The 26,503-nt window shown below is 47.8% G+C and carries 28 protein-coding genes; 10 read left to right on the top strand and 18 right to left on the bottom strand.

Going from position 1 to position 26,503, the window contains the following annotated elements:
- Position 1: 1 nt before the first annotated feature.
- On the bottom strand, positions 2-700 hold the full coding sequence (queE, locus tag CWE09_RS00980; RefSeq protein ID WP_126802038.1) for a 7-carboxy-7-deazaguanine synthase QueE: 699 nt from the start codon (positions 698-700) through the stop codon (positions 2-4).
- 72 nt (positions 701-772) lie between these two features.
- Between queE and queC the strand changes: the two genes are divergently transcribed.
- A complete protein-coding gene (queC, locus tag CWE09_RS00975) occupies positions 773-1,453 on the top strand; it encodes a 7-cyano-7-deazaguanine synthase QueC (protein ID WP_126803878.1) in 681 nt (226 codons plus the stop codon).
- On the opposite strand, the gene nagZ is transcribed toward queC, so the two are convergent.
- Positions 1,419-2,432 carry a beta-N-acetylhexosaminidase gene (nagZ, locus tag CWE09_RS00970; protein ID WP_126802037.1) on the bottom strand — a complete coding sequence of 338 codons (1,014 nt, stop codon included), beginning with the start codon at positions 2,430-2,432 and terminating at the stop codon, positions 1,419-1,421. The genes queC and nagZ overlap by 35 nt on opposite strands.
- A 136-nt stretch (positions 2,433-2,568) precedes the next feature.
- Here nagZ and CWE09_RS00965 point away from each other — a divergent pair, with 136 nt between their 5' ends.
- On the top strand, positions 2,569-3,903 hold the full coding sequence (locus CWE09_RS00965) for a S41 family peptidase (protein ID WP_198679567.1): 1,335 nt from the start codon (positions 2,569-2,571) through the stop codon (positions 3,901-3,903).
- A gap of 60 nt (positions 3,904-3,963) precedes the next feature.
- On the opposite strand, the gene CWE09_RS00960 is transcribed toward CWE09_RS00965, so the two are convergent.
- From CWE09_RS00960 to hemA, 8 genes are all read right to left on the bottom strand, one after another.
- Positions 3,964-6,270, bottom strand: coding sequence for an acyl-CoA dehydrogenase (locus tag CWE09_RS00960; protein WP_126802035.1), 2,307 nt, complete (start codon positions 6,268-6,270; stop codon positions 3,964-3,966).
- 39 nt (positions 6,271-6,309) lie between these two features.
- Positions 6,310-6,945: a TetR/AcrR family transcriptional regulator gene (locus tag CWE09_RS00955; RefSeq protein WP_126802034.1), complete on the bottom strand. Its 636-nt coding sequence runs from the start codon at positions 6,943-6,945 to the stop codon at positions 6,310-6,312.
- 81 nt (positions 6,946-7,026) lie between these two features.
- Positions 7,027-7,878 (bottom strand): 3-deoxy-8-phosphooctulonate synthase, encoded by an 852-nt coding sequence (gene kdsA / locus CWE09_RS00950; protein ID WP_126802033.1) that lies wholly within the window; start codon positions 7,876-7,878, stop codon positions 7,027-7,029.
- A gap of 17 nt (positions 7,879-7,895) precedes the next feature.
- Complete coding sequence (locus CWE09_RS00945; protein WP_126802032.1) at positions 7,896-8,282, bottom strand: SirB2 family protein; 387 nt, start codon at positions 8,280-8,282, stop codon at positions 7,896-7,898.
- 25 nt (positions 8,283-8,307) lie between these two features.
- The gene (locus CWE09_RS00940) at positions 8,308-9,804 is read right to left on the bottom strand and encodes a DUF3369 domain-containing protein (protein ID WP_126802031.1); all 1,497 of its coding nucleotides are present in this window, start codon (positions 9,802-9,804) and stop codon (positions 8,308-8,310) included.
- Between the two features lie 42 nt (positions 9,805-9,846).
- The gene (gene prmC / locus CWE09_RS00935) at positions 9,847-10,707 is read right to left on the bottom strand and encodes a peptide chain release factor N(5)-glutamine methyltransferase (RefSeq protein ID WP_126802030.1); all 861 of its coding nucleotides are present in this window, start codon (positions 10,705-10,707) and stop codon (positions 9,847-9,849) included.
- A 5-nt stretch (positions 10,708-10,712) separates the two neighbouring features.
- The gene (gene prfA / locus CWE09_RS00930) at positions 10,713-11,801 is read right to left on the bottom strand and encodes a peptide chain release factor 1 (RefSeq protein WP_126802029.1); all 1,089 of its coding nucleotides are present in this window, start codon (positions 11,799-11,801) and stop codon (positions 10,713-10,715) included.
- 17 nt (positions 11,802-11,818) lie between these two features.
- Positions 11,819-13,063, bottom strand: a complete 1,245-nt coding sequence (hemA, locus tag CWE09_RS00925) for a glutamyl-tRNA reductase (protein WP_126802028.1) — start codon at positions 13,061-13,063, stop codon at positions 11,819-11,821.
- 133 nt (positions 13,064-13,196) lie between these two features.
- Here hemA and lolB point away from each other — a divergent pair, with 133 nt between their 5' ends.
- The 6 genes from lolB to CWE09_RS00895 all read left to right on the top strand — a co-directional run bounded on the left by lolB (position 13,197) and on the right by CWE09_RS00895 (position 16,951).
- Positions 13,197-13,862 (top strand): lipoprotein insertase outer membrane protein LolB, encoded by a 666-nt coding sequence (lolB, locus tag CWE09_RS00920; protein WP_126802027.1) that lies wholly within the window; start codon positions 13,197-13,199, stop codon positions 13,860-13,862.
- Positions 13,855-14,691 carry a 4-(cytidine 5'-diphospho)-2-C-methyl-D-erythritol kinase gene (gene ispE / locus CWE09_RS00915; protein WP_126802026.1) on the top strand — a complete coding sequence of 279 codons (837 nt, stop codon included), beginning with the start codon at positions 13,855-13,857 and terminating at the stop codon, positions 14,689-14,691. Before lolB ends, ispE begins: the two co-directional genes overlap by 8 nt.
- A gap of 44 nt (positions 14,692-14,735) precedes the next feature.
- Complete coding sequence (locus CWE09_RS00910) at positions 14,736-15,683, top strand: ribose-phosphate pyrophosphokinase (RefSeq protein ID WP_126802025.1); 948 nt, start codon at positions 14,736-14,738, stop codon at positions 15,681-15,683.
- 249 nt (positions 15,684-15,932) lie between these two features.
- Complete coding sequence (locus CWE09_RS00905) at positions 15,933-16,190, top strand: ElaB/YgaM/YqjD family protein (protein ID WP_126802024.1); 258 nt, start codon at positions 15,933-15,935, stop codon at positions 16,188-16,190.
- A 1-nt stretch (position 16,191) separates the two neighbouring features.
- Positions 16,192-16,638, top strand: a complete 447-nt coding sequence (locus tag CWE09_RS00900) for a phage holin family protein (RefSeq protein ID WP_126802023.1) — start codon at positions 16,192-16,194, stop codon at positions 16,636-16,638.
- Positions 16,631-16,951: a hypothetical protein gene (locus tag CWE09_RS00895; RefSeq protein WP_126802022.1), complete on the top strand. Its 321-nt coding sequence runs from the start codon at positions 16,631-16,633 to the stop codon at positions 16,949-16,951. The genes CWE09_RS00900 and CWE09_RS00895 overlap by 8 nt, the downstream gene beginning before the upstream one ends.
- Positions 16,952-16,958: 7 nt before the next feature.
- Here CWE09_RS00895 and CWE09_RS00890 read toward each other — a convergent pair whose 3' ends face one another.
- From CWE09_RS00890 to CWE09_RS00865, 6 genes are all read right to left on the bottom strand, one after another.
- Positions 16,959-17,312, bottom strand: coding sequence for a VOC family protein (locus tag CWE09_RS00890; protein WP_126802021.1), 354 nt, complete (start codon positions 17,310-17,312; stop codon positions 16,959-16,961).
- Between the two features lie 29 nt (positions 17,313-17,341).
- Positions 17,342-18,394: an NAD(P)-dependent alcohol dehydrogenase gene (locus CWE09_RS00885; RefSeq protein ID WP_126802020.1), complete on the bottom strand. Its 1,053-nt coding sequence runs from the start codon at positions 18,392-18,394 to the stop codon at positions 17,342-17,344.
- A 42-nt stretch (positions 18,395-18,436) separates the two neighbouring features.
- Positions 18,437-19,903 carry an L-lactate permease gene (locus CWE09_RS00880; protein ID WP_126802019.1) on the bottom strand — a complete coding sequence of 489 codons (1,467 nt, stop codon included), beginning with the start codon at positions 19,901-19,903 and terminating at the stop codon, positions 18,437-18,439.
- Positions 19,903-20,910, bottom strand: a complete 1,008-nt coding sequence (locus CWE09_RS00875; protein WP_126802018.1) for a 2-hydroxyacid dehydrogenase — start codon at positions 20,908-20,910, stop codon at positions 19,903-19,905. The genes CWE09_RS00880 and CWE09_RS00875 overlap by 1 nt, the downstream gene beginning before the upstream one ends.
- A gap of 52 nt (positions 20,911-20,962) precedes the next feature.
- Positions 20,963-22,561, bottom strand: a complete 1,599-nt coding sequence (locus CWE09_RS00870) for an ABC-F family ATPase (RefSeq protein WP_126802017.1) — start codon at positions 22,559-22,561, stop codon at positions 20,963-20,965.
- Positions 22,562-22,645: 84 nt separating this feature from the next.
- On the bottom strand, positions 22,646-23,389 hold the full coding sequence (locus CWE09_RS00865) for an SDR family oxidoreductase (RefSeq protein WP_126802016.1): 744 nt from the start codon (positions 23,387-23,389) through the stop codon (positions 22,646-22,648).
- A 136-nt stretch (positions 23,390-23,525) separates the two neighbouring features.
- On the opposite strand from CWE09_RS00865, the gene CWE09_RS00860 reads away from it, so the two are divergent.
- Complete coding sequence (locus CWE09_RS00860) at positions 23,526-24,431, top strand: LysR family transcriptional regulator (RefSeq protein ID WP_126802015.1); 906 nt, start codon at positions 23,526-23,528, stop codon at positions 24,429-24,431.
- An 80-nt stretch (positions 24,432-24,511) separates the two neighbouring features.
- Here CWE09_RS00860 and CWE09_RS00855 read toward each other — a convergent pair whose 3' ends face one another.
- Both CWE09_RS00855 and CWE09_RS00850 read right to left on the bottom strand, forming a co-directional pair.
- Positions 24,512-25,453, bottom strand: a complete 942-nt coding sequence (locus tag CWE09_RS00855; protein WP_126802014.1) for a M14 family metallopeptidase — start codon at positions 25,451-25,453, stop codon at positions 24,512-24,514.
- A 30-nt stretch (positions 25,454-25,483) separates the two neighbouring features.
- Positions 25,484-25,762 (bottom strand): peptidylprolyl isomerase, encoded by a 279-nt coding sequence (locus CWE09_RS00850; protein ID WP_126802013.1) that lies wholly within the window; start codon positions 25,760-25,762, stop codon positions 25,484-25,486.
- 131 nt (positions 25,763-25,893) lie between these two features.
- Here CWE09_RS00850 and CWE09_RS00845 point away from each other — a divergent pair, with 131 nt between their 5' ends.
- Entirely contained in the window at positions 25,894-26,499 is a 606-nt protein-coding gene (locus CWE09_RS00845) for a membrane-associated protein (protein WP_126802012.1), read from the top strand.
- The last annotated feature ends 4 nt before the right edge of the window (positions 26,500-26,503 follow it).

The raw sequence follows: 26,503 nt of genomic DNA, 5'->3' as shown, positions 1-26,503 counted from the left end.
CCTATTCTATAGAAAGGTATTTATGCAGTTGTACTGAGAGCCTCCAGTTACGTAATCGGCAGGTCCGAATCGCGAGTTCGGTAGCTCTTGGTCGCTGGCTAATAGGTTGCAAACAAATAGTGGTACCAGGTTGCACCGGGCACCTGGCTAACAATTCATCCAGAGCTTCAATATGCTTCTCCATTGCTACCGGGTGTTTGATTTCGTTGGCCCGCGTCATGGCATCGCAACGCACCTGAAAACCTCCCGGCATATCCAGTTTAGGCGACACCGTAACCCAGGTATCAGCGCTGGTCAGGATCTCAAAAGTGCCACTGGTTTCGATCTGCAACCTATACCCGGCGCTCTCCAGTACTGTAGCCAGCTCGCGCAAATCATACATGCAGGGTTCACCCCCGGTAATAACCACATGTTTAGCGGTATAGCCCTGAGTTTTAATCAATGCCAGAATATCTTCGCCACTCAAGTCACTCCACTGAGGCGTATCTGCGGTTTTCATGATCAGATCCGTTGCCGCTATTTTGTCGGCCTCTTTTTTATCCCAAGTATGCTGAGTATCACACCAGGGGCAACCCACGGGGCAACCCTGAAGACGCAAAAATATAGCAGCCACACCGGTGAATACCCCTTCCCCCTGAATGGTTTCAAAGAGTTCATTAACGGCAAGTTGATTAGATGCTGTTTGTTCAATAAATGACATTAAGCCTGCTTCTGTATGCTGGGTGATTTAGGTAGAATAGCGACAAAGCATTTATTTTACCGGGATATCGTCATGGTGCAAAAGACTAAACAAGAAAAAGTAGTAGTTATTTATTCTGGCGGCATGGATTCGTTCACTGTGCTGAACAGGGCCCTTGCCGATGGTTACCAGGTTTTTGCTGTTTCTTTTCATTACGGACAACGCCATCACCGGGAGTTAGAAGTGGCCAGTGAGGCCTGCAAGAAACTTGGCGTTGAGCACAAAGTCGTAGATATTCGTAACATTAATCAGCTTTTAGCAGGATCTTCTTTAACCGACGACATCGATATTCCGGATGCTGAATATGCAACCAGTAATATGACCTCCACTGTGGTTCCTAACCGCAATATGATTTTATTGTCACTGGCTATTGGTTACGCCGTGTCGATAAAAGCAAACAAGGTGTATTACGGCGCTCATAGTGGGGATCATGATATTTATCCAGACTGCCGCCCGGAATTTGTCGAAGCTATGAACCATGTCAGCCAGATAGCTAACTACGACGCAGTGAGCATTCACAGCCCTTATCTGCAGCAAAGCAAAGCGGATATTCTGGCTGATGGCATTAAAATGGGGTTAGACTACAGCCAGACCTGGACCTGCTATAACGGCAGAGACAAAGCCTGTGGGCGTTGTAGCGCCTGCCGTGAGCGTTTAGCTGCTTTTGCCAGTCATGGGCTTAGCGATCCGCTCGAGTACGAAGCTGCTGAATGACCTGCTGCCCAAGTTGCCAGTCAGTACTTTGCTTAAGCTGCGACCAGCTTAAAGGAGGCTGCCCCGCCATCATCTGAATAAAGGGTCGCTGGGGCTGCGGTATAGTAACCCGGTCCAATACCTGAATAGCTCCCGCCCGATCATTACACACCAATACCATATCACAGCCCGCGCTGAACGCCTGTTCAGCGCGGCTTTGCATATCGCCTACTACCGTCGCTCCCTGCATGGCCAGGTCGTCACTAAAAATAACACCATCAAACTTCATTTCCTGACGTAATATATTCTGTAACCAAAAATGCGAAAAACCAGCAGGCAAAGGATCAATTTCGGTATAAATAACATGTGCGGGCATAATACCGCGCAACTCGCCCATAAGTTCGGTAAAAGGCGGAAGATCCTGACTGCGTATATCACTTAAGCTACGACCATCACGAGGCACTTCAAAGTGAGAATCCGCTTGTACAGAACCATGGCCGGGGAAATGCTTCCCAGTCGCTTGCATGCCGGCACGTTGCATACCTTGAATAAAGGCACGAGCCAGGCGTGCAACCTCCTCTGGATGCTGAGAAAAAGCGCGGTCACCAATGACTTCACTACAACCATTTACATCCAGCACCGGAGCAAAGCTGAAATCTATCCCACAGGCAAGCACCTCTGCCGCCATTAGCCACCCCATCTGAGATGCCCAACGCTCCCCTTCGGCTTCATTACTGGCTAAAGATTCAAAGTCAGCCATCGCCGGAATTGCTGAAAAGTGCTCCCGACAGCGCTGCACTCGTCCGCCTTCATGGTCTATTGCAATTAATAAAGGCCGACCCGAGGCCTGGCGCATGCTTTGAGTCAGCGCCTGCAGTTGCTGCGGATCATGATAGTTACGGCTGAATAATATTACCCCGCCTACTGAAGGGTGTTGCAACATCTCCCGTTCTTCAGAAGTTAACTCCAGTCCTTCAACATCCAGCATTACAGCGCTCATGCTTCACCTTAATCATTACATTTATTTATACTGAAGTATGCCAGATAAAAGCCCCATCCACACTTCCACAAAGCCAACTTTGCAGCCTTTTTATTCCCAGTGTATGATACAAAAAAATAACTTTACAGGGATTAATATGTACAAAGTCAACTTGCTCTCAGGGATGATAATTTTTTCACTTACTGGCTGTTTCAGCAGCAGTAGCTCTAATGACCTCGCTGGTCAGGAATGTTCTGTCAGTCAGCAAAACCGGTTACTGATTAGTGAGTTAGAACGAGATTATTTGTGGAATAATGAACTGCCCTCTAATATAAATCCAGATGACTACGCGGGAATACGCGAGCTATTGAGTGCTGTTACACCTGACCAGGATACCTTTTCCTTCATTATGAGCCGCCAGGAATACGAAGATATCTACATCAATGCAAGTTTTGTGGGTTTGGGATTCGGCAGCCTCTACAATACAGACGAAAATGTTGTACAAGTGCGATATGTATATGATGACTCGCCTGCCGACAATGTAGGATTAACCCGGGGTAGTCGCCTCACGCAAATCGGAGAGCGAAGTACTGAAGAATGGTTTCAACTGGTAGAAGCAGGCCAGGCTAGCTGGGATGACGCTTTTGGCCCTTCTCAGGAAGGTTTTGAACTTTACCTCGAATGGGAACGCGTAGATGGCACTCCGGATGATGCTTACTTACTGAAACAAGAAGTTGATACCAATACTATTATGGCCGTAGAGCGCTTCCAGGTTGCAGATAAAGACATCGGTTATTTTGTTTTTGACAGTTTTATTAACCGAGCTGCGGCCGACATAAATAGCGCATTTGACCAGATGATGGGAGTCGATGAGTTAGTTATCGACTTACGCTATAACAGTGGTGGCCTGATTCGTATCGCTAATCAAATCGCCTCGCAAACCAGCTGGCAACAGGTAGAGAATGAAACTTTCGTAACCTACCAGTTCAATGATAATTATCAGGATGAAAGCACACTATTTAATCTTGGTGCTGGCATCGAAACGCTGGATCTGGACCGTGTTGTAGTACTTACCACCGGTGCTAGTTGCTCCGCCTCAGAATTGATTGTAAACGGATTACGACCTTTTGTAGATGTATTTACAGTTGGTACCACGACCTGCGGTAAACCAGTCGGACAATATCCCACCGAGATATGCGATGACGTACTATTTGCTGTTAACTTTCAAAGTGTCAACGCTGACGGATTTGGCGATTACTTTGGTGGCTTAGCGCCCACCTGCCCGGCGACAGATACGGTTACTACTGACTGGGGAGACCCCGCAGATCCGCTACTTGCTGAAGCGTTCCACTATCTGGAAAACGGGCAATGTTCAGCCACTGCTGAACAACAAGGGCAGGAAACCTTATTAATGCAAAGAAGCCTGACTGACCTTGCTCCAGCCGCTGACCCGCGCGATATTATACTGGAAAAACACCGCCGCCATCATTAACGGCGATGTTTAATCCTATTGCAGGCACCTTTCATTCAGGCACTTTTCATGCAGGCACTTTTACAACGCGTTAAAGGTGCCTTTTTTGACGTCGTCAAAAGCGAAACTGTCGACACCAATAGCTGCCATTCGTAACTTCTCACATTCACGCAATTCTTCTGCCTGCTCTGCGGTAACCAGCTCTGCAGCAAGCGCCGCTTCTACCAGTCGATCGCCATGCAGGTCATCCTCAAGAGTGCCTTGCTTCTGTGCTTTCTTCAGTGCTTTATACAAGTCTTTCAATTTATGCATGCTCAAAAAAGCCAGTTCCATATGACCCAGCATGTCTTCCGCATTTTCCTGCCAGTAACAAAGGAAAGTATGACGGTCGCGGGCTACCCCGGGTTTCATCATAGCTTCACTGACATCCTGAGCATGTACATCTGCTGGCGCTTTATAATGAATTCCGAATGGGAAAGTAATAAAACGCAGCGTTCCGGCTATAAGGCGTTGCGGAAAGTTTTGATAAAAACCATCAAAAGCCACACCGATCTGATGCAAGTGATACTCAATGGAATAACGCACGAACGGCAGATCAGCCTGTTGGCGCCCGTCATCTTCATAACGTTTAAGGACTGCAGACGCGATATACAGATGACTCAGAATGTCCCCTAAACGCGCAGATATCATTTCTTTACGCTTCAGATCACCGCCCAGTATCAGCATAGACACATCAGCACAAAGCGCTAAAGAACGGCTCATGCGTGACAATTGCTGGTAATAATAAGAGGTTTCACCACTTACCGGAGTGTTAGCAAAACGAGCACCGGTCAAGCCATGCCAGAATGAAGAAAAGGTATTACCTGCAGCAAAACCAATATGGCGCAGTAACAGGCTATCAAAGTCACGCAGCCCTGCTTCCTCATCCGGATTCGCAGCGGCATCCATTTCTTTCATCACATACGGGTGACACCGGGTAGCACCCTGACCAAATATCATTAGATTACGGGTCAGTATATTAGCGCCTTCGACAGTTATCGAAATAGGAACACCCATATAATTGTTCGCCAGGTAATTACGCGGGCCCATCTGAATACCTTTACCCGAATGTATGTCCATAGCATCATTGCCGACAATACGACCCATCTCAGTCATATGATACTTAGTCATAGCCGTAACTACCGATGGGCTTTTGCCCTGACATAAAGCGGTTACAGTCAGGCGGCGCATGGATTCCAGACTGTAATTAAGTCCCCCGATACGGCCCATAGCGGACTGAACCCCTTCAAACTTACCTATAGGTAACCCAAATTGCTGACGCACAAAAGCATAAGCACCGGTCATTCTCTCGGCCAGATGGCCGTTAGCGGCCGCCACTGCAGGCAACGAAATACCACGACCTGCTGAGAGGCATTCGACCAGCATACGCCAGCCTTTACCGGCGTAATCGGCGCCACCAATAACCCAATCAATAGGAATGAATACATCTTTACCGTAGGTAGTACCGTTCATAAAGGCCTGAGCCAGCGGCAAATGGCGGTCACCAATTTCGACTCCTTCGTGCTCCGTTGGGATCAATGCACAGGTAATGCCCGGCGACTTGTCATCACTTAACAGACCATCGGGATCATCCAGCTTAAAAGCCAGACCCAACACGTCCGCTACTGGCGCCAGCGTTATATACCGCTTACTCCAGTTCAGTCGAATACCGGTAACTTCCTTGCCTTCATGCATGCCCTTACAAACTACTCCGTGGTCTGGAATACTGCCTGCATCCGAGCCAGCCTCTGGGCCAGTTAAAGCAAAACAAGGCACCGCATCGCCGGTTGCAAGGCGCGGTAACCAGTATTCTTTTTGTTCCTGAGTTCCGTAATGAGTCAGCAATTCACCTGGACCCAAGGAGTTTGGCACCATCACGCTCACAGCCACACTTAACGAACGGGTTGCAATACGAGCCACTATGTAAGAGTTAGCGGCTGCTGAGAACTCAAGACCACCATAGTCCTTGCCAATAATCATGGCAAAGAAGCCCTCTTTTTTGAGGTACTCCCAAATCTCTTCCGGCAGATCACGACGATGCATAATGATATCGAAGTCATCGATCATAGCCAGTACAGTTTCCAGTTGATTATCAATGAAGGATTGTTCATCTGGGGTAAAAGTCGGGGGTGGCATTTTTAATAATTCATGCCAGTCCGGCTGACCTGAAAATAGCTGCCCGTCCCACCAGACATCGCCAGCTTCCATAGCTTCGCGCTCAGTTTTGGATAACGGAGGCAATACCCGTTTAAAAAATTTAAATGCCGGACGAGCTATCAGGCTGCGGCGGATATCGGGTACACCAAATATAATGGCAAGCGCGATAATAATGAGCAGTAAAACATACATTGCTATTACTCCTTACAAGTAATCTAACTAGCTATTTATTTATTCGGGTTCAGCTGCTTCTATGCCTGCAGCCAGATATGGAATCAGTTTACTGATAATATCTTCAGCTCCGGCCTGCTCACCAAAGTCAGCCTGAGCAATTTCACTTAAAGCCTGGCCTGACACCTGAGCAAAAACAGTAGCACCTAAAGTAAAGTGTAGACGCCAAAACAAAGTATTTAAGCTTAAATTTGGATTAGCCTGTTGCACACAGGCTAATAAGCGATGCAGAACGTCGCCGAAATTAGCCATAGTGAAGCGGCGTAAGTGACCTTGTATCTCGCTGTAGGCATGACCCAACAGGCTTAAATAAATGGCGGTGCCATTTGGATTAATGCAACGCAATTCAATTAATGGGTCCACAAAGCAGTTTAATACCGCCTGGGTATGAGGAATACCCTTCTGTTGCAGGGCCTGCAAGCCTTTATCCAAAGCCGGCATGAAGACCACATGATAGCGCTCCATGACCGCCTGGATAAGTGCTTTTTTTGAGCCAAAGTGATAATTAACAGAAGCCAGATTAACATCCGCTGAACTGGTAATCTGACGTAAAGAAGTATGCTCAAAGCCCTGTTCCGCAAACAACCGCTCTGCCGAATTTAATATTTTTTCTTTAGTTTTGAGCACCTTTGCCATGACGGCCTCTTTATTGGTTCAGGCAACGCCTGATTTAAACAGGCGTTTAATTTAAACCAATCACCAACTAAGAGCAAGGGCTCAGCTGTTAGCAGAAGTGTCCAGCGGTGGGAAACTTTTAACCAATTCATCCACGGCTTTCATCTGCTGCAGATAAGGTTGCAGTTTATCCAGAGGCAACGCACAGGGCCCATCGCAAAGTGCCTGATTGGGATCCGGGTGCGCCTCAATAAAGAGCCCGGCCAGTCCTAACGCCATACCACTACGCGCAAGTTCCGCCGCCTGAGCACGACGTCCGTCCGCTGAGTCAGTCCGGCCACCTGGACGTTGCAACGCATGAGTGGCATCAAACATCACCGGTGCCATCTTTTTCATGTCATCCATGCCCAGCATATCGACAACCAGGTTGTTATAACCAAAGCTGGAACCTCGCTCACAGAGGATAATTTTATCGTTACCCGCTTCTGCAAATTTGCTCATAATATGACGCATTTCGTGAGGAGCCAGAAACTGTGGCTTTTTCACATTAATGACCGCGTTGGTTTTAGCCATAGCCACGACCAGGTCAGTCTGCCGGGCGAGAAACGCTGGCAACTGAATGATATCAGCCACTTCAGCCGCGGCGGCCGCCTGTTCAGGCAAGTGAACATCGGTGATAACAGGTACACCGAATTCACGCTTTACCGACTCTAATATTTGCAGGCCCTTATCCAGCCCCGGGCCGCGAAAAGAGTGGATAGAAGAACGATTTGCTTTATCAAAAGAAGCCTTAAATACATAAGGAATAGATAACGCTTCTGTTACTTTTACATAGTGTTCAGCAATACGCAGCGCCAGCTCTTCAGACTCCAGCACATTCATGCCACCAAAAAGTACGAAGGGTAAATGGTTGGCAACATCCAGTTGGCCAACTTTAATAATATCTTTATTCATAGTTAAACTCTGACGGTTCAACCCAACAGAAGTGGGGTTTTCATGAAGGCTATTTTAATGGCCCAAATCCAGCTTACCAAGGCTAGTACAAAAGCAGGAATACGCAGCTTCGAAGGCATTTTGCCCCGTACCGCAAGCACCGTAATTACTGAAAATACAATATATGTAATAAACAGAGCTGCTTTTTCACCGATCCAGCCAGATGGATAAACAGTAATATTCACTGTAATGATCATAGCTATAATGCTGATCACAAAAAGAGTATCGACAATATGCGGAGGTATTTTAAGGAAAGGCTTATTCAAAGCAGCGGGATTACGCATGCCCATAATAAAACGTACAACTAAAAAGACCATGCTCAAAATAGCCATGGTCATGTGAAAATGTTTAAAAACAGCAAACATAGTAATTCCTAAAGTGGGTGGTGGGTCAGCTGACCCGGGCTTTTTTGGTTAAATTTTTCAGATTCTTCACCAGCGCATCCAGCACTGCAGGCGAAAAATGACGTCCGCGTTCAGCTTCCAATCGCTGCAACAGATCAGCTTCGCTTATATCCTCTTTTTGCAAACGACAGAAATGATTGGCCAGTACCAGCACCTGACTTTCAACCGCAATAGAATCGCCTTGTTTACCCGCTGGCAGACCCAGACCATCCCAACGTTCAATACGTTCATTTAAAGCCCGATAAGCAATATGTGCAACATCAGAGTCTGCCATATGCAACGGCCGCACTGCACGTTTTAAGCGTTCCTGGCAAGGTGAAACCCGGGTTGCCGGCTGGTTGTCCATTACCGCAAAAAGACTTTCCGCTCGTTCATACAAAGTAGCCGCCGTCGCAGTTTGTTGGGCGCGGGCTTTGCTCATGCCATAGGCATCTGCCAGCGCTTGCGAAACCTGCACAAAAGCCGACTGCTTATCCGGTAATTGAGCCACTTTTTCCTGTTCCAGCTCCATCAGACGGGCTACCAGGCCAGCAAGTAATTCATCGGTGTCCTGCAAACAGGTGACATTATCATGAGCTAGCTGAACGTTGTCAGCAAATAACTGCAACAATTCCCGTTCCGAGTCCATTAACGGCCGCGAAAGCCCGGTCAGACAAAGCAAAGCACCCTGCGGACGGCACTGGCTGGGGCAATAGGCCAGGACAAAGTCATCACCATAATGAATACCGTGACTGCGTATCACTTTATCCACTTCCGGTAATACTTTTTTCGGTAAGGCCGCCTGAATGCGCTGATTAATCAGCATGTCCGACTCTTCGCCATACGCCGCTTTGATAATGAGTTGTTCGGAATCAGGAGAGCGTCCAGCAGCCGCATACAGAGTCTGCCTTGCTCCACCAATCACCCAGCTTAACTGTTGCACCAGGCCATCAATAAAATGCTCCATTGATTGCAAGGCAAACAGGTTTGTGGAAGAAGCGATAACCTTTTCCAATCCCTGACGACTGTGATCTATGGTGATAATATCGCGATAAGAACGCAGGCTCGACATCACCGCAGTAAAAAGTTTTTGGGCAGTTAGTTCAGTTTTCGATTTATAATCGTTTATATCATAGTTAACAATAACGGTGCGCTCAGGCGCCTGCCCTGGCTGACCAGTGCGCAGAATAATACGGGTAAAACGATTGCCCAGTTCTTCGCGAATAAAACGCGCTACATGCAAACCGGCGTCGTCTGTCTCCATAACCACGTCCAGCAATACAATAGCCGCGTCAGGATGAGCTGTTGCCAGCTCACGCGCTTCTTCTCCCGAGTAGGCACTGTGAAATTCCAGACCCCGGCCTAAAAAGCTAAAATCGCTTAACGCCAGTTTGGTCACAGCATGTACTTCAGGTTCATCATCAACAATCAGGATCTTCCAGAATTCTTGTGGCAATTCCTGTTGCTGGGCCGGTTCGTCGGCGAATAAAAATTGATTGCTCATAGATTTACGAAGCGTCCTCCTGGGCTATAAGGCATTCACTTATCACCCATTGGGGTTAGAACATTGGGCATAAGTGACTCTATCCAAATTAGCATAATCCGTTAGAGTGTTAACCTTTTTATAACCTTTTTCGGTAAAAATCTCTCGAACTTTAGCCCCTTGTGCAAATCCGTGCTCCACCATAACCCAGGACTGAGCTTTTAAATAGCCCCGGCTGCAACTGATAATATGGTCAAGATCAGCGAAACCTTTATCCGCCGCAACCAAAGCAGAATGCGGCTCATAGCGAAGATCTCCCTGTTCTAAATGCATATCCTCTGCAGCTATGTAAGGAGGGTTGCTGATAATAAGATCATAGTCGGTTTGCTTCACTTCGCTAAACCAGTCGCTTTGGAAAACAGTTACCTGAGGGAGTTTAAGCCGCTTACCATTACCTTGTGCCAACTGCACAGCCTGCGCTGAATAATCAACAGCATCAATTTGCCATTCCGGGCGCTCGCTTGCCAAAGCCAGTGCAATAGCCCCCGTGCCCGTGCCTAGCTCTAAAACTTTGGCAGTATGAGGCAAATCAAGAGCAAGAGCCGCTTCCACTAGCCTTTCTGTATCTGGTCTCGGAATCAAAGTAGTGGCATTCACGTCCAGCGTCAGACTCCAGAACTCACGCTGTCCCAGTATATAGGCTATCGGCTCACCTTTACGGCGACGCTCAACCAGCTCTCTGTAACTGTCCCACTCGGTATCAGTCATCGGGTGTTCAGGATGCATGTATAACCATTGGCGGTCACAACCCAATATGTGTTGCAACAATAGCTGAGCATCCAGCAAAGCACTTTCACTACCACCCTGAGCAATTTGCGTCCTGGCGTACTGAATCGCTTTGACCAGTTGGTAGTTACTATTCATAGGAACTAATGACCTTCTGACAACGAAGCGAGCAAGTCCGCCTGGTGTTCCTGCACAATAGCATCCAGAATCAGATTAAGTTCTCCGGCCAACACTTCATCCAGGCGATAAAGAGTAAGATTAATACGATGATCGCTAACCCTGCCCTGAGGATAATTATACGTGCGAATACGTTCTGAACGATCACCACTGGCAACCAGGCTACGTCGGGTGGATTGCTCTTCTGCTTCACGACGCGCGTCTTCTGCAGCCTGCAAGCGGGCACTCAATACTGACATCGCCTTGGCTTTGTTTTTATGTTGTGAACGTTCGTCCTGGCACTCCACCACAACTCCCGAAGGAAGGTGAGTAATACGTACCGCAGAATCGGTACGGTTAACATGCTGTCCGCCAGCCCCTGACGCCCGGTAAGTATCAATACGCAGATCTGCAGGATTAATTTCTATTTGCTCAGCGGCAGGTAACTCAGGTAAGACCGCCACCGTGCAGGCTGAAGTATGCACCCGTCCCTGTGACTCAGTTTCAGGGACGCGCTGAACCCGGTGACCACCAGATTCAAACTTCATTTTGCCATAAGCGCCATCGCCGGCAACATGCGCGATAACCTCTTTAAAACCGCCATGCTCGCCTTCATTGCAACTCACCATACTGACTTTCCAGCCATGCTGCTCAGCATAACGACTGTACATACGGTATAAATCGCCAGCAAAGATAGCTGCTTCGTCGCCTCCTGCTCCAGCCCTGATCTCCAGGTAACAGGGATGATCATCTTTCGGATCCCGGGGCAGTAATAATATTTCCAGCTCTGCAGCTAAGTGTTCACGAACCTTTTTGGCCTGCTCCAGTTCCTCATCGGCCATTTCCCGCATTTCAGGGTCTTCGTCCTGCTGCATGGCAATAGCCGCCTGTTCATCAGACTGAGCCTGCTGATACTGCTGAAAACATTTCACAGTTTCCTCAAGCTGGGAATATTCTTTCGACAAGGCACGAAACTGGTCCTGCTTGCTTATCACATCGGGATCACCAAGCAGCATCTGCACTTCTTCATAGCGCTCCACCAGGCCTTCCAGCTTGCGAACGATAGACTCTTTCATGTTGTACCCTGTTATAATTATTTAATTAATTTCTGATAGGCAGCCAGGGCAGTTAAATCCCCTCGCCGTCCCGCATCCTGTATCGCACGCGTAGGTTCATGCATCAAAGTGTTCGTTAGTCGGTTGGCTAGCTCCTGCACCACTTCGTTGGCAGGTTTACCGGCTGCCAGTGCATTCAGGGCCCGGTCCAAAGGCTGTTGCATCAGCGCCTCATTGCCGGAACGATAACGGCGTAGCAGATCTACACTATTGAGACTGCGCAGCCACTCGTTAAACGCCTGCGCCTGCAAACTAATCATATCGCGGGCTACATCCGCCTGAGTTTCACGTTGGGCACGGTTTTCACTAACAATGCTCTGCAAGTCATCAACCGTATACAGATAAACATCATCCAACTCACTGACCTGCTCCTCAATGTCACGGGGAACGGCCAAATCAATGAGCAGCATAGGCTGATGCCGGCGTTTTTTAATGGCGCTTTCAATCAAACCTTTACCGATGATAGGTAAAGGGCTTGCCGTAGATGAGATAACAATATCTGCCTGCGGTAATAACTCATGCAGGTCAGTTAACGAATGCGCCTCTCCACCCACTGCTTTTGCCAGTGCTTCGCCACGACTACGAGTACGGTTAGCTATCTGAATACGGGCGACACCCTGCTCACTTAAGTGACGCGCCACCAGCTCTGCGGTTTCTCCCGCGCCAACCAGCAATACGCGGGCCTTCGAAAGACTGGAAAAGATGTGTTTCGCCAGATTAACGGCAGCAAAAGCAACAGATACCGCGTTCTGACCTACTTCGGTATTGGTTCGCACGTCTTTTGCGACCGAGAAAGTAGATTGGAACAGCCGTTCAAATATCGTCCCTACGGTGCCAGCTTCACGAGCCTGCTGGAAAGCCTGCTTCACCTGGCCCAGAATTTGTGGTTCGCCGAGCACAAGTGAATCAAGCCCCGAAGCGACTGACATCAAATGATTAATAGCGCCCACATCAGCATGCTGATACAAGTACTGACTCAGTTCGTCTGCAGGTAACTGGTGAAAGGCAGCGAACCATTCAATCACCGGGGTTAGATCATCTTCTTCAAGATGGCAATACAATTCTGTACGATTACAGGTAGATACAATAACGCTTTCGGAAACATGACCTAACTGGGTCAGCGACTGCAGCGCCATTTCAAGTTCTTCAGGTTGAAAGGCAACCTTTTCACGAACTTCCACGGAGGCAGTTTTATGGTTAACACCAAGTGCTAAGATGGTCATATATGCGCGGCTACCAAGCTTCAAGTATAGCTATAAAATCAGGCCCCATATTGTATGGTAAAGCACGCCTTATTGAAAGCAGGGTCGCTTTTGTGGTCAACTTCATAAGCGATTAACTTAATCTGGAAATTTCATGCGACACATTTGCTTTTTGATGCTAATAACTTTGTTTCTGACGGCCTGTGCTTCACGCCCCGACTCAGTATCAGAAACAGATGCTGATCAGCAGTTAATCGCCACTCATCAGGCACAGCTGGCGGACATTGATAACTGGGAGTTTCAGGCGCGCATGGCTTTTTTCAATTTCAGAGATAACGAACGCCACAGCGCCAGTATTCGCTGGCAACAGGCACCAGAAAGTCTGTATATACGAATTTCACATCCGTTGAGAGGTACGTTAGCGCAGTTAGAGCAGCAGCCAGGTTATGCCATTCTAACCGACGATGATGACAATCAGTATTATGCCCGTGATGTCAGCGAACTGTTGGTACAAAATCTTAATATTTACCTGCCGGTCGAGCTGATTAATGACGCCCTGCTTGGCCGCCACCCTGGCACCAGATTGCTTCAGCCACGTTATTTTGAAGATGGCAGCCTCGCTTCTTACCAGGTTGATGTCAGCGAACCAGGCCAGGCCAGCGACCGCTGGTCAGTACTACTCAGCAATTATGCGGCGGCTCAGAATCATAGCGCATTAGTCCCCCACTCCCTTGAACTCGAGTCCAGCGATTACCGCATTCGCCTGAATATATCGCGCTGGCAGATTATTAGCCCGGAAGATGAGACCCATTATGACTGAAATAAGTATAGCGGCTCCGGCCAAGATAAATCTCTTTTTGCACATCACCGGACGCCGCGATGACGGTTATCACGAACTGGAAACCCTGTTTCAATTCCTTTCAGTCTGCGACGAGCTCCACTTTCAGTTAACCGACACTGGTCATGTGCAGTTGAGTAACGACATCCCCGGGGTTTCTCCTCAGAACAATCTTATTATTCAGGCCGCGCAGCGTTTACTGCCCTTACGCCACGACAGGAACCAGGGCGCTACCATTACGTTACATAAAAAAATCCCTATGGGAGGCGGTTTAGGAGGCGGCTCCTCAGACGCTGCCAGTACTTTATTAGCACTGAATAAATTGTGGCAACTTCAGCTTTCCATTGACCAACTCGCTGAAATCGGCTTGCAACTGGGAGCTGATGTTCCTGTTTTCGTCAGAGGCAAAGCCGCTTTTGCACAGGGTGTCGGAGAAAAACTTATATATGCTGAACCGGAGCAAAACTGGTATCTGATCGTCAACCCTCAGGTGCATGTCAGCACCGCTGAAGTCTTTACCCACCCTGACCTGCCCCGCAGAACACCCATCGTAAATGGCAACCCGGAAAACTGGCAACAGTACCGTAATGACTGTCAGGATTTGGTCTGCCGTTTACAGCCTTCTGTTGCCAATGCCCTGGCCTGGTTGTTAGAATACGCCCCGACCCGAATGACTGGTACCGGGGCTTGTGTATTTGGCTGCTTTCCCAGCGAGGAATCAGCAAACCACGCTCTGTCTGAGCTCCCAACCGAGTTTAGCGGCTTTGTTGCGCAAGGGTTGAACACCTCTCCGGCGTGGCATCAGCTGTAATGTCGTTCCTAATTCAAACCACTACAATATGGTCGAGGTAAAGTGTGCCTGACATGAAGCTTTTTGCTGGTAATGCAACACCAGAGTTAGCCCGAAAAATCGCCGACAGACTCTATATCAAATTAGGGGAGGCGGACGTAGGCCGCTTCAGTGACGGTGAAATAAGTGTCCAAATCAACGAAAACGTACGCGGTGCCGACGTTTTCATCATTCAGTCCACCTGTTCACCTACCAACGACAACTTAATGGAACTTATTGTCATGGTTGACGCCCTGCGTCGTGCTTCAGCAGGACGTATTACCGCAGTCATGCCATATTTCGGCTATGCCCGCCAGGATCGTCGGGTACGTTCGGCCCGGGTACCTATCACCGCTAAAGTAGTGGCTGACTTCTTGTCCAGCGTTGGTGTTGATCGCGTATTGACCGTTGATTTGCATGCCGAACAAATCCAGGGCTTTTTCGATGTTCCTGTAGATAATGTATTTGGTAGCCCTGTCCTGCTCGAACACATGATGCAACAAACCTTTAAAGATCCGGTTATGGTATCTCCTGACATCGGCGGTGTCGTGCGTGCACGGGCCATGGCTAAATTAATGGACGACGCTGATTTAGCTATCATCGATAAACGCCGACCAAAAGCTAATGAGTCCCAGGTCATGCATATTATTGGTGACGTAGCAGGCCGTGACTGCATCATGGTTGATGATATGATTGACACTGGCGGCACGCTTTGCAAAGCAGCTGAAGCATTGAAAAAACATGGTGCTAAACGTGTTTTTGCATACGCTACTCACCCGGTATTCTCTGGTAACGCAGTGGAGAATTTAAGTAACTGTGATATCGATGAAGTCGTAGTTACCGACAGTATTCCGCTCGATCCAGCTATGAAAAATACTGGTATCGTTACTCAGCTAACACTAAGCGGTATGCTTTCTGAAGCATTACGCCGGGTCAGTAACGAAGAGTCTATCTCCGCAATGTTTGAATACTAAAAAGTATTCCAGCGCAAAAAGCAGGCTAACCCCTGCTTTTTTTGTGTCTGCTCAATAGACTTCGCACGTTGGCCATGGTAAATATTTGAATGCAAAGTAAATATTTTGTCAATAATCGCCTTTTTAGAAGCATCCTTTTGCATTTTGATTAGCCATTACTATACTCACTGTAAACCCGGAGGCACAGGTTTCAGGTTTCCAGGTTAAACATCGGTTACACACTTACATTTTTCGATTTGAGGATTAATTATGGCAGCCAAAAAGGGAAACCCAGCTGACGAAACAATCCGTCGGGCAGCGGACAGCGCGCACAGTGCCGTCGATAAAGTTGCTGATGTGACAAGTGATACAGCAGACACATTGAATGAAAAAGGTCAGCAGATTAAGCACAAAGAAGAGCAATGGCTTGAAAGCGTCAACCAATACGTGCAAAAGAACCCATGCACCTCAATAGGTATTGCTGTTGCAGGTGGTTTTTTATTAAGCCGCATTCTGAGTAACCGCTAAATTGACCGAGCAAATCCCCCCAAAGACGGACTCAGAACCTGAGTCCGTCGCCCCATCTACGGAGTCTGAAGCCGAAGACACTGGTGACGGGCTTTTAGCTAATGCCTCAGCGCTAATAAGCGAATACAGAGCAGTAGCAACCAGCCACTTTAAATTGGCGGCACTGGAGACAAAAAAAGCAGGTGAAAGCCTCGTTTTGATCGTAGCTTTAGGCGTTATTAGCGGAGTGCTCGCCGTAACATCCTGGCTGGCTATGGTCGCTGCAGCGACGCTCGCATTAATTGAATTAACCGCATTATCCCCCGCTGGCGCTATCTTTCTTATGGCAGCACTTAATATACTGATTGCGCTCGGGCTGCTTGTGGTCATTTTCCGCCAAAGTCGTGCTCTGTTATTCTCTGCGATAGCGAGCAACTTAGCCCCCGATAAGGAGCAAACCGATGCTTAACATTGGCAAACTTCGCTCATCCCGACGTCAAATAGAAGATGCCCAGCGTGATTTACTGCATCATCGGCAGGTCATCAAAGCACGCAAGTTATTACTCAAGGGACAAACCCGGCAGCACCTGAGCAGCAAAAAAGCCTTATTAGCCGCAGGCGGTACTGGCTTTATGTTAGAGCAACTCACTCATGGGCCACGCGGGAACAACGCAAAAGGCGGACTGGATATGAACACCTTGTTGCGTGTAGCCCTTAAAGTGATGACGCTGAGTCAGCTTTCACAAAGCATTTCCCAGAGTTTGTTTGGAAGCTCTGAATAATCGGGTTTCAGGACTCCGACCAAACCGCGTATTCATTGCCACTGGGGTCGGTAAAGTGAAATCGTTTACCGCCCGGAAATGCAAAAACAGGCTTTTTAATATTGCCACCATGCTGCTCGACCTCCTGCATGACTTTATCCAGATTATCCGCATAAAGAACCACCAGAGGACTGCCATTATCCGCGTTCGCCGCCATGGCCGATGTATAAAATCCGCCATCTAAACCACCATTATCTATGGCACTGTAATCCTCTCCATAATCACTGAACGTCCAGCCAAATACGGCGGAGAAAAACCGCTTAGAAGCCTTCATGTCACGCACTGGGATTTCTATGTAGTTAATTTTGCCTGATTCTTTCATTGGCTGCTCCTTCAACTTGTTCCAGGTTGCTACGTTTTTAAAGACGCTATATCAATCACAAAACGATATTTCACATCGCTTTGCAACATACGTTCGTAAGCATCATTAATATAGTCCATATCAATCAATTCAATATCCGAAGTGATATTGTGCTCAGCACAAAAATCGAGCATTTCCTGAGTCTCAGCAATGCCTCCAATCAACGAACCTGCCAGGCTTCGGCGCTTTGCAATCAGATTAAAAACCTGTGGAGAAGGATGCGGCTCAGCAGGTAACCCCACCAGGGTCATGCTGCCATCACGACGCAATAAAGACATATAAGCATCCAGATCGTGTTTCGCCGCCACTGTATTCAAAATAAAGTCAAAGCTGTTTCTCTGGGCTTTCATTTCGTCTTCATTTTTTGAAATAACTACCGCATCAGCGCCCAATCGCCTGGCATCCTCAACTTTATTAGCTGATGTAGTAAATAGCACAACTTCTGCGCCCATGGCCTTAGCTAACTTAACACCCATATGGCCAAGCCCACCTAACCCAACAATACCGACCTTATGACCCTTTTTCACACCCCAATGACGCAGTGGCGAATAGCTGGTGATACCAGCACAAAGTAAAGGGGCTACTGCCGCCAGGTCGAGCTTGTCAGACACCTTCAGCACAAAGTCTTCATGTACTACTATGTTAGTAGCATACCCACCGTAAGTAACACCGCCGGTCTGTTTTTCTTCGCTGTTGTAAGTAGCGACAAAACCATTATCACAATACTGCTCATAACCTTCGTCGCAGTTTGCACAGTGACGACAGGAGTCGACCATGCAGCCGACACCTACGGTATCGCCTACTTGGTATTTTGACGTCTGACTACCTACTTTAGTGACCCGTCCCACAATTTCATGACCAGGCACTATAGGAAACATACTACCGCCCCATTCATTGCGTGCTAAATGAAGATCTGAGTGACACACACCGCAATAAAGGATCTCAATCTGGACATCCTGATCGTCCAGTTCGCGCCGCTCAAACTTAAAAGGTTCGAGTGGTTTATCTGCTGCATGTGCAGCGTAACCAACAGCATTTAACATCCTGAGTACTCCTTAAAAAATAATAACTTACGCATAGTTGAATCAGCTCAGTATAAGCGCCAGCAGGCCACCGATGAAAGCCGCAATCACAGCTACCCATAAAGTCTGGCGTAACACCTGACCTTCCTGACCGGCTATGCCCACGGTTGCACCAGCAGCAATAATGTTATGTGGGCAAATCATATTACCCAACGCCGCGCCAAACCCCTGGGCTCCAACTAAAGGTAATGGGGCAAAATTACCGCGTTCAGCAGCGGTTTGTTGAAAGTCGGTCAGTAAAATATTAGAAGCGGTGGCTGAACCTGTAACAAAAGTTCCTGTCATGCCCACAAATGGAGCCATTAACGGCCACCAAAGACCGGCTATTGCAGCAACACTGATAGCCAGTGTGTCTACCATGCCCGCGTGCAACATCAATCGTGATAACCCCAGCATGGTGATTAAGGCTAATAATACAGGTAACAGTTTTAGCCCCGCCGTCCGCATGCAGTCCAGAATTTCTTCCCTCGATGCTTTTTGCAACAACGCGCCCATGAAAAAAGAAACGACCAGCAGACTCCCCGGATGATACAAAGGCGCAAAACTGCCACTGAACGTTTCCCATTGCCAATGCCACACATAACTAGAGGCCAGCTGCTGCACTGGTGGCAGCAAGCGAGTGAAAAGTACCAGTGCGATAAGTATCAGATAAGGGGCCAATGCACGCCATGGGATATCTCCCAGTGGTCGCTGATAAACCAGTCGCAATCCGGCTACAAACAGACTCGCGCCTGCAATAGAGCCTGCCAGGGTTGGCAATTCGGGCCCGACAAAATAGGCCAGAGCCATGTAAGGCAGAAGGAAACAGGCAGCCGCAAATGCTGTCCAGCTCCATAACAACCCTTGCGTTAACGGCCCCTGGGGCAAATCACGAACAATGAATTTCATGCACACCGCTGCCAGAAACCAGCCAGCTATCCCATGATAAAGAACCGTTGCCGCCGCTATTTCTGCGCCACTAAAAGGAGTAACCGCTAACTGTGGCATAATGGGCGTGCCGACAGCTCCAAAAGACACTCCCGCTGCATGACCCACCAGGGCTATGATAACCGCTTGCACGGGACGAAATCCCGCACTAACCAAAAAAGGAGCGGCCAGCGCAGCGGAAGTACCAAAACCCGCAGCTCCTTCCATAAATAATGAAAAAAACCAGGCTATCAGCAGAGCAGACAAACGAGGATCATGGGATAAGCGACTCAGCATAGCCTGCAATTGCACCAGTGCCTGAGTGCGCCGCTGTAACTCGTAAATACTAAGCGCCGAAAAAATAATCCAGAGGATGGTCAGACTAATAAAAGCAGCTTCCGTCATGCTCCCCATAATCCTGGATACAGAAGCGAACTCAAAAAATGTAATCGCCAGAACAAGGGTTAGCGCCAGGCCCGCAAGACCGGCTTTACCTGCGGACCACCGCCAGAACAGCATTAGTACTAAAATCAGCGCTATTGGAGCGGCTGCCAGTAAAGGCATCAGGAATCGCCCTGTACCTGTTGCCAGGTCACTTCATGAAATGAACCTTGCTGGCTTTCAAAGGCAGATGCATTATCCAGCGTAGTCTGAACAATCTGCGTCATAGCCTCAGTTGTAAAAAATGCCTGGTGACCGGTAATCAGTACATTTGGAAAGGTTAATAAACGCATGAATACGTCATCCTGAATCACCTCAGCAGAAAGATCGGCAAAGAAAAGGTCGCCCTCTTCTTCGTAAACATCAAGCCCCAGGCTGCCAACTCTACCGGTTTTCAAGGCATCAATAACCGCCCGTGTATGCACAATTTTACCGCGGCTGGTGTTAATTAACATCACCCCATCTTTCATTTGCCCGATAGCTTGCTCGTTAATAAGGTGATGGGTCTGAGGTGTCAGCGGACAATGCAGGGATATAATATCAGCGCGCTGATACAGTTCCGCAAGCTCCACCAGACTAAAGTCTTTGTCTGCTGTTTCTTGCAGATAAGGATCGTGAATCAATACCTCGCAACCCAGGGCTTTCATAATGCGGGCAAAAATTTCACCTATCTGGCCGGCTCCTATAACCCCCACGGTTTTACCCACCAGATCAAACCCCATCAGGCCATCCAGCGCAAAGTTGCCTTCGCGGACCCGGTTATAAGCGCGGTGGGTTTTTCGGTTAAGGCCAAGAATAAGCGCCAGCGTATGCTCGGCTACTGCGTGTGGTGAATAGGCAGGCACCCTGGCCACGCGTATACCCAGTTTATTCGCGGCAGCAAGATCGACGTTATTAAAACCGGCGCAGCGCAGCAGAATCAGGCGTATACCTTGTTTTTGCAGGGTCGTCAGCACATCGACGTTAAGGTCATCATTGACGAATACACACACCGCGTCCTGCTCTTCGGCCAGGGCTGCAGTTTTGCTACTTAAACGGGGTTCCAGGAACGTCAGTTGATGACGCTCCTGATTTATCTTGAGGAAAAAATTTCTGTCATAGGTTTTAGTACTAAAAACAGCAATCTTCATCGGGGCGCTCCATCACATAATCAATGTGACAAGTATCGCCCCCGATCGTATCTTAAGCAATACGCGCAGTTTCCTGCTGACGTAAGTAGTCATCGTAGGTACCCGCAAAATCACGAATGCCGTTCTCTGTAATTTCAATAATACGGGTTGCCAGAGAGGATACAAATTCGCGGTCATGACTGACAAAAAGCAAAGTGCCCTTATATTGTTCCAGTGCCAGATTCAGCGACTCAATGGATTCCATATCCAGGTGATTGGTAGGTTCATCCATAACCAGGATGTTAGGATTCTGCAGAATTAACTTGCCAAATACCATGCGCCCTTTTTCACCACCTGACAGGATACTTACTGGTTTCTGAATATCGTCCTGCGAAAACAACAACCGACCAAGTACACCGCGCACCGCCTGTTCATCATGTTGCGGTTGCTTCCACTGGCTCATCCAGTCAAAGACATTTATTTTTTGCTCAAACAAGGCCGCATGATCCTGAGCGCAATAACCAACGTTCGCGTTCTCGGACCACTTGATACTGCCTGCATCTGGGGTGTATTCGCCCATCAGACATTTCAGTAAGGTGGTTTTACCTATGCCGTTGGCACCCAAAATGGCCACTTTCTGGCCTACTTCAATAGTCGACGTCAGGCCTTTTAATACTTCAAGATCCTCAAAGCTTTTACGCACGCCTTCTATTTCCAGGGCCAGACGATACAATTGTTTGGTCTGCTCAAAACGAATAAAAGGGCTGACCCGGCTCGACGCTTTAACTTCTGCCAGCTCAATTCGTTCAATCTGTTTGGCGCGCGATGTGGCCTGCTTGGCCTTCGACGCGTTGGCGGAAAAGCGGCTTACAAAACTCTGCAATTCGGCGATTTTGTCTTTTTTCTTGGCATTGTCACTCAATAGCTGTTCACGAGCCTGAGTTGCTGCAAACATGTACTGATCATAGTTGCCCGGGTACAAACGCAGTTCACCAAAATCAATGTCCGCCATATGGGTACAGACACTATTCAGAAAGTGACGGTCATGCGAAATGATGATCATGGTGCACTGGCGTTCTGAAAGCACCGCTTCCAGCCAGCGAATGGTATTAATATCCAGGTTGTTGGTCGGTTCGTCCAACAGCATAATATCAGGATCCGAAAACAGCACCTGGGCCAGTAACACCCGTAGTTTAAGACCTGGGGCCAACGCTGACATAGGGCCAAAGTGACTTTCCACAGGGATGCCCACGCCGAGCAACAACTCACCCGCACGAGACTCCGCCGTATATCCATCCATTTCACCAAACTGGACTTCTAAGTCGGCCACCCGCATGCCATCTTCTTCGTTCATATCACCACCGTAGATACGGTCGCGCTCTTCCTTCACCTGCCACAACTCTTCATGACCCATGATTACAGTGTCAACCACACTGAAGTTTTCATAAGCAAATTGGTCCTGGCGCAGTTTACCTACTCGCATATTAGGTTCTACAGAAATGTTGCCCGCTGAGGGTTCCTGCTCACCGCTTAAAATGCGCATGAAAGTCGACTTGCCACAACCATTGGCGCCAATCAGACCGTATTTGTTGCTCTGACCAAACTTGACCGAGATATTTTCAAATAAAGGCTTGGCACCAAATTGCATGGTGATATTTGCTGCTGAAATCACGTAATGAGTACTCAAAAAATTGGGAGGAAATGAGCGGCGGAATGTACAGCATTCCGCCGCTTTTTTCAATACAAACGGATTATCTTAAAACTCCTGAGAAGTAGGTCGCAGGACAATGTCATTAATATCAACATCTGCTGGCTGCTCGATAGCATAAATAATAGCGCGAGCTACTGAGTCAGAAGGTATGGCGCTCTTATAAAACTCCTGCACTGCGGCAGAGCTTTCCTCATGCGAACTGCCATATTTAAGTTCTGAATCAACTGCACCAGGAGAAATAGTAGTGGTGCGGATATGTTCACCCACTTCATGGCGTAAACCTTCGCTGATAGCACTAACCGCAAATTTGGTGCCGCTATAAACCGAACCGCCGGGGCTAAATACTTTCAGGCCAGCGACTGAAGAAATATTAATGAAGTGACCGGACTGCTGCTTTTCAAACACGGGCAGTGCCGCCGCGATGCCATAAAGAACACCTTTCACATTGATATCAAGCATCGCTTCCCATTCATCCACTTTGCGTTCTGAAATAGGTGCTATCGCCATCAAACCAGCGTTATTGATCAGTACATCGACACGACCAAATTTATCGACTGCCGCGTCAATCAAAGCCTGAACCTGTGCTTTATCGGTCACATCTGTTTGCTTAATAAGCACTTCCGCGCCAGCTGCTTCTACTTCGGCAGCTACGCTTTTTAATTTATCTTCACGCCGTGCCGCTAACACCAGCTTAGCGCCCTGTTTGGCCAGATGACGTGCTGTTTCAGCACCTAAACCACTGCTTGCACCTGTGATCACTACTACTTTGTTCTGAATACCTGAATTCATAATTAATGCTCCCATTCATGTTTACTAAAAATCATGTTTACTAAAAAATCGCTATACAAATATGGGGTATAAGTTAATCTTATTAAATGGAACAAAAAGGATTTCAGAATTCCATTAACAGGAATTAAGGTAAGCTATGTCAGATTCGTTACAACATCTACGTATTCTATGCGCTGCTGTAGAAAGCCGTAATTTTAAAGAAGCGGCACGACGACTGGGTATTTCACCGCAATCGGTGACCCGGTCGATCCAGTATCTGGAAGGGCATCATGGCGAAATGCTATTCCTGCGTAATACCCGCAAAGTGCAAGTCACTTCTTTTGGAGAAAGTCTGGCACAGCGCGCCCGTTCCGCCTTGTTGGAATTTGACGACCTGCTGAATAGCAATAAAGTCGAAGAGCAACAATCGTTAAGCGGCCTGGTTCGGATAACAGCACCCAGCGCCATCGGCCCCTCGTTAGTGACGCCTGTAATCGCCAGAATAAACCAGCAGTACCCGAACATCCGCTTTGATTTACGTTTTGATGATCAACGTACTGACGTAGTCAATGAGCGAGTCGACATTGGTATTCGAATTGGTGCGATCAGAGATAATCGCTTTATCGTGCGCAAACTGCGCAACGTCCATTTTCATGTCGTAGCTACACCTGCATTATTAGCGCAACAAGGCGTTCCTCAAAAACCTCAGGATTTGCAGCAACTACCATGCACTGCTATTTATGACCGCAGTTCGGGCAAAGCCTGGCCCTGGGAGTTCATAAACAACCAGTTGCTGCAACATAGCAACCCAGTACTACTGTGCGACAATATAGAAGCTGAATATAAATTCATTTTAAACGGCGGCGGTATTGGCCAGATTATCGACTTTTTTGCCCACCGCAGCATTGCCAGCGGGCAATTGCAGGAAGTACTCAGTGAGTTCGCTCCCGAACCTTGGGATATGTATGTATTTCGTCCACAACAAGGCCCGGTAGCGCCCCGTATTCGGATAGTCTTTGATGCCCTAGTAAAGGAATTGTCCGTGGATAAACGGAAATCATAGTATGAGTAAATACCAGCAAAACGCCCTGCTATGGTCGGATAACAAGGCGGTTCCACAATTAATAACACTGCGCTAAGCAACTACCGAAGCGCTGTCTGTAGAAAGTTCAAAGCCCCGGTGACAGCCGCCACCTGAGCCTGAATGCATTCTTCAGCGGTAGCCTTAGCGCTATCCGGATAGACTTCAGTGGTAGTCACATAAGCGGCATCACTCAAACCTATACACAACCCCAGCTTTTTAGTCGGAAAACTAATCAGCCCTGGCATATCGGTTTTTGCGCCAATCAATTGCCCCTGCTCATCCGCTTCAGCAATATGAGTTACCTGACTAACCGATTGCAGCACCGCTTTTTGAAATTCAGGTTGCAGGTTTTCTGAATCACCTACCAGATAGAAACCATCCGGAATATTCCAGTTACTGTTAGTTATGCCATCACGAGCGGCCAGAGCAGGCCGGAATTCGCTATTATCGGTATCCGTGGTTTCATGTAAATCAATATGTGCATCCGGCTTAATATCTTTAATTGCTAAATAAGCCATCACAGAAGCGGCTTCTTCAGCCGGGCTATCAACTACGAACGACCGGTTAGGATCTACGGCCAGCGGTGTCCAGCGATTAATGGTTTCATAACCCCAGGGGCTGATACAGGGCACCACCAGAATATTGAAATCTTTAGCATATTGCAGAGCCTGAGTTTCAATAAAACGCAAAGCACCATGCACGCCACTGGTTTCGTAACCATGCACACCTCCTGTCACCAGAACAGTCGGTTTCTTGTTATCCCAGTCTCTGTTTTTCACAATAAACAATGGATAGCGCTTAGCACCATGCTGCTCATACTCAAGGCTTGCATATTGCTCAATGCTAAAGTCTTTTTCAAAGCCCTTTATTTTCTGTAATACATCGTCGGCATAAGAACGTTGAATTTTTTGTTCTGCCAGCCACTCGGCTTTTTCCTGGGCTCCCCAGGGTTTACCTGGTGTACCTATTTTATATGCGGCTGTGTGTGTAGCTTCAGTCATAGTCGCCTCTGTGAAATGAAAAAATAAGAATCAGCTTCGGTATAAAGTTTTAATCAAATGGTAACCAAACTGGGTTTTAACCGGCCCTTGTACTTCCAGTAAGGCTTTTTTAAAAACCACATCATCGAAGGCTTTTACCATATCCCCTTTGCGGAATTCTCCCAGGTCACCGCCCTGTTTACCCGAAGGGCACTGCGAATGCTTCTTTGCCAGTTCTGCGAAGTTAGCGCCCTGCGCCAGCTCTTGTTTAAGTTGTTCGGCTTCTTCTTTGCTGTTTAGCAAAATATGAACGGCTGCTGCTTTTGCCATTTGGTTAACACCCTCTAAGCGGAAATAGCGGTTTTATGAAACCTAATGGTACTACTCCTGACTATGCATATCACCCAGTACAGCTACAATAAGTGATGCTGATAATTAATCCATCTGGAGGAACTGTTTTAATGACGAAACAATCCGTCGTTCCGCTTTGGCTTAAATTAAGCTTTACCTTGCTCGCTACGGTGGTGGTCACTGTCTATTGGCGGGATAAAGGGCCCAGTAACCTGTTATGGTTCTCTGATATAGCTCTGATCCTGCTTGTCCCCGCCCTCTGGCTGCAAAGCCGCTTATTAAACAGTACGATGGCCGTCGCAGTGCTGTTCCTTGAGATAGGCTGGTTGATTGATTTTATCAGCGGGTCTAACCTGCTTCAGGTGACTGATTATATGTTTGATGTCGATCACGAACTTCATCTTCGTATACTTTCAGGTCTGTTTCACATAACAATGCCACCGGTCATTATTTTCCTGTTACTGCGTCTAGGATATGACCCCCGCGCTTTGCCTTTACAAAGCTTACTAGCCGCCGTGGTGCTTCCTGTCACCTATCTGGTCAGCGACCCCGACGATAACATCAATATGGTATTTGGCATTCCTGAACCGCAGCAATTTATGCACCCCTGGCTCTATTTATTGCTCCTGCTGGGTGCCTTCATAGCGCTGGTGTATATACCTTCACACCATATTTTTAAGCGATTATTTAATTCTGCGAATAAGAGTACTGCATAGACAG

It is taken from the genome of Aliidiomarina minuta (genome assembly GCF_003987145.1).
In the GTDB taxonomy this organism is placed as follows: domain Bacteria; phylum Pseudomonadota; class Gammaproteobacteria; order Enterobacterales; family Alteromonadaceae; genus Aliidiomarina; species Aliidiomarina minuta.
Note: the sequence above shows the minus strand (reverse complement) of the source record. Positions and strands in the feature narration are given on the sequence as shown.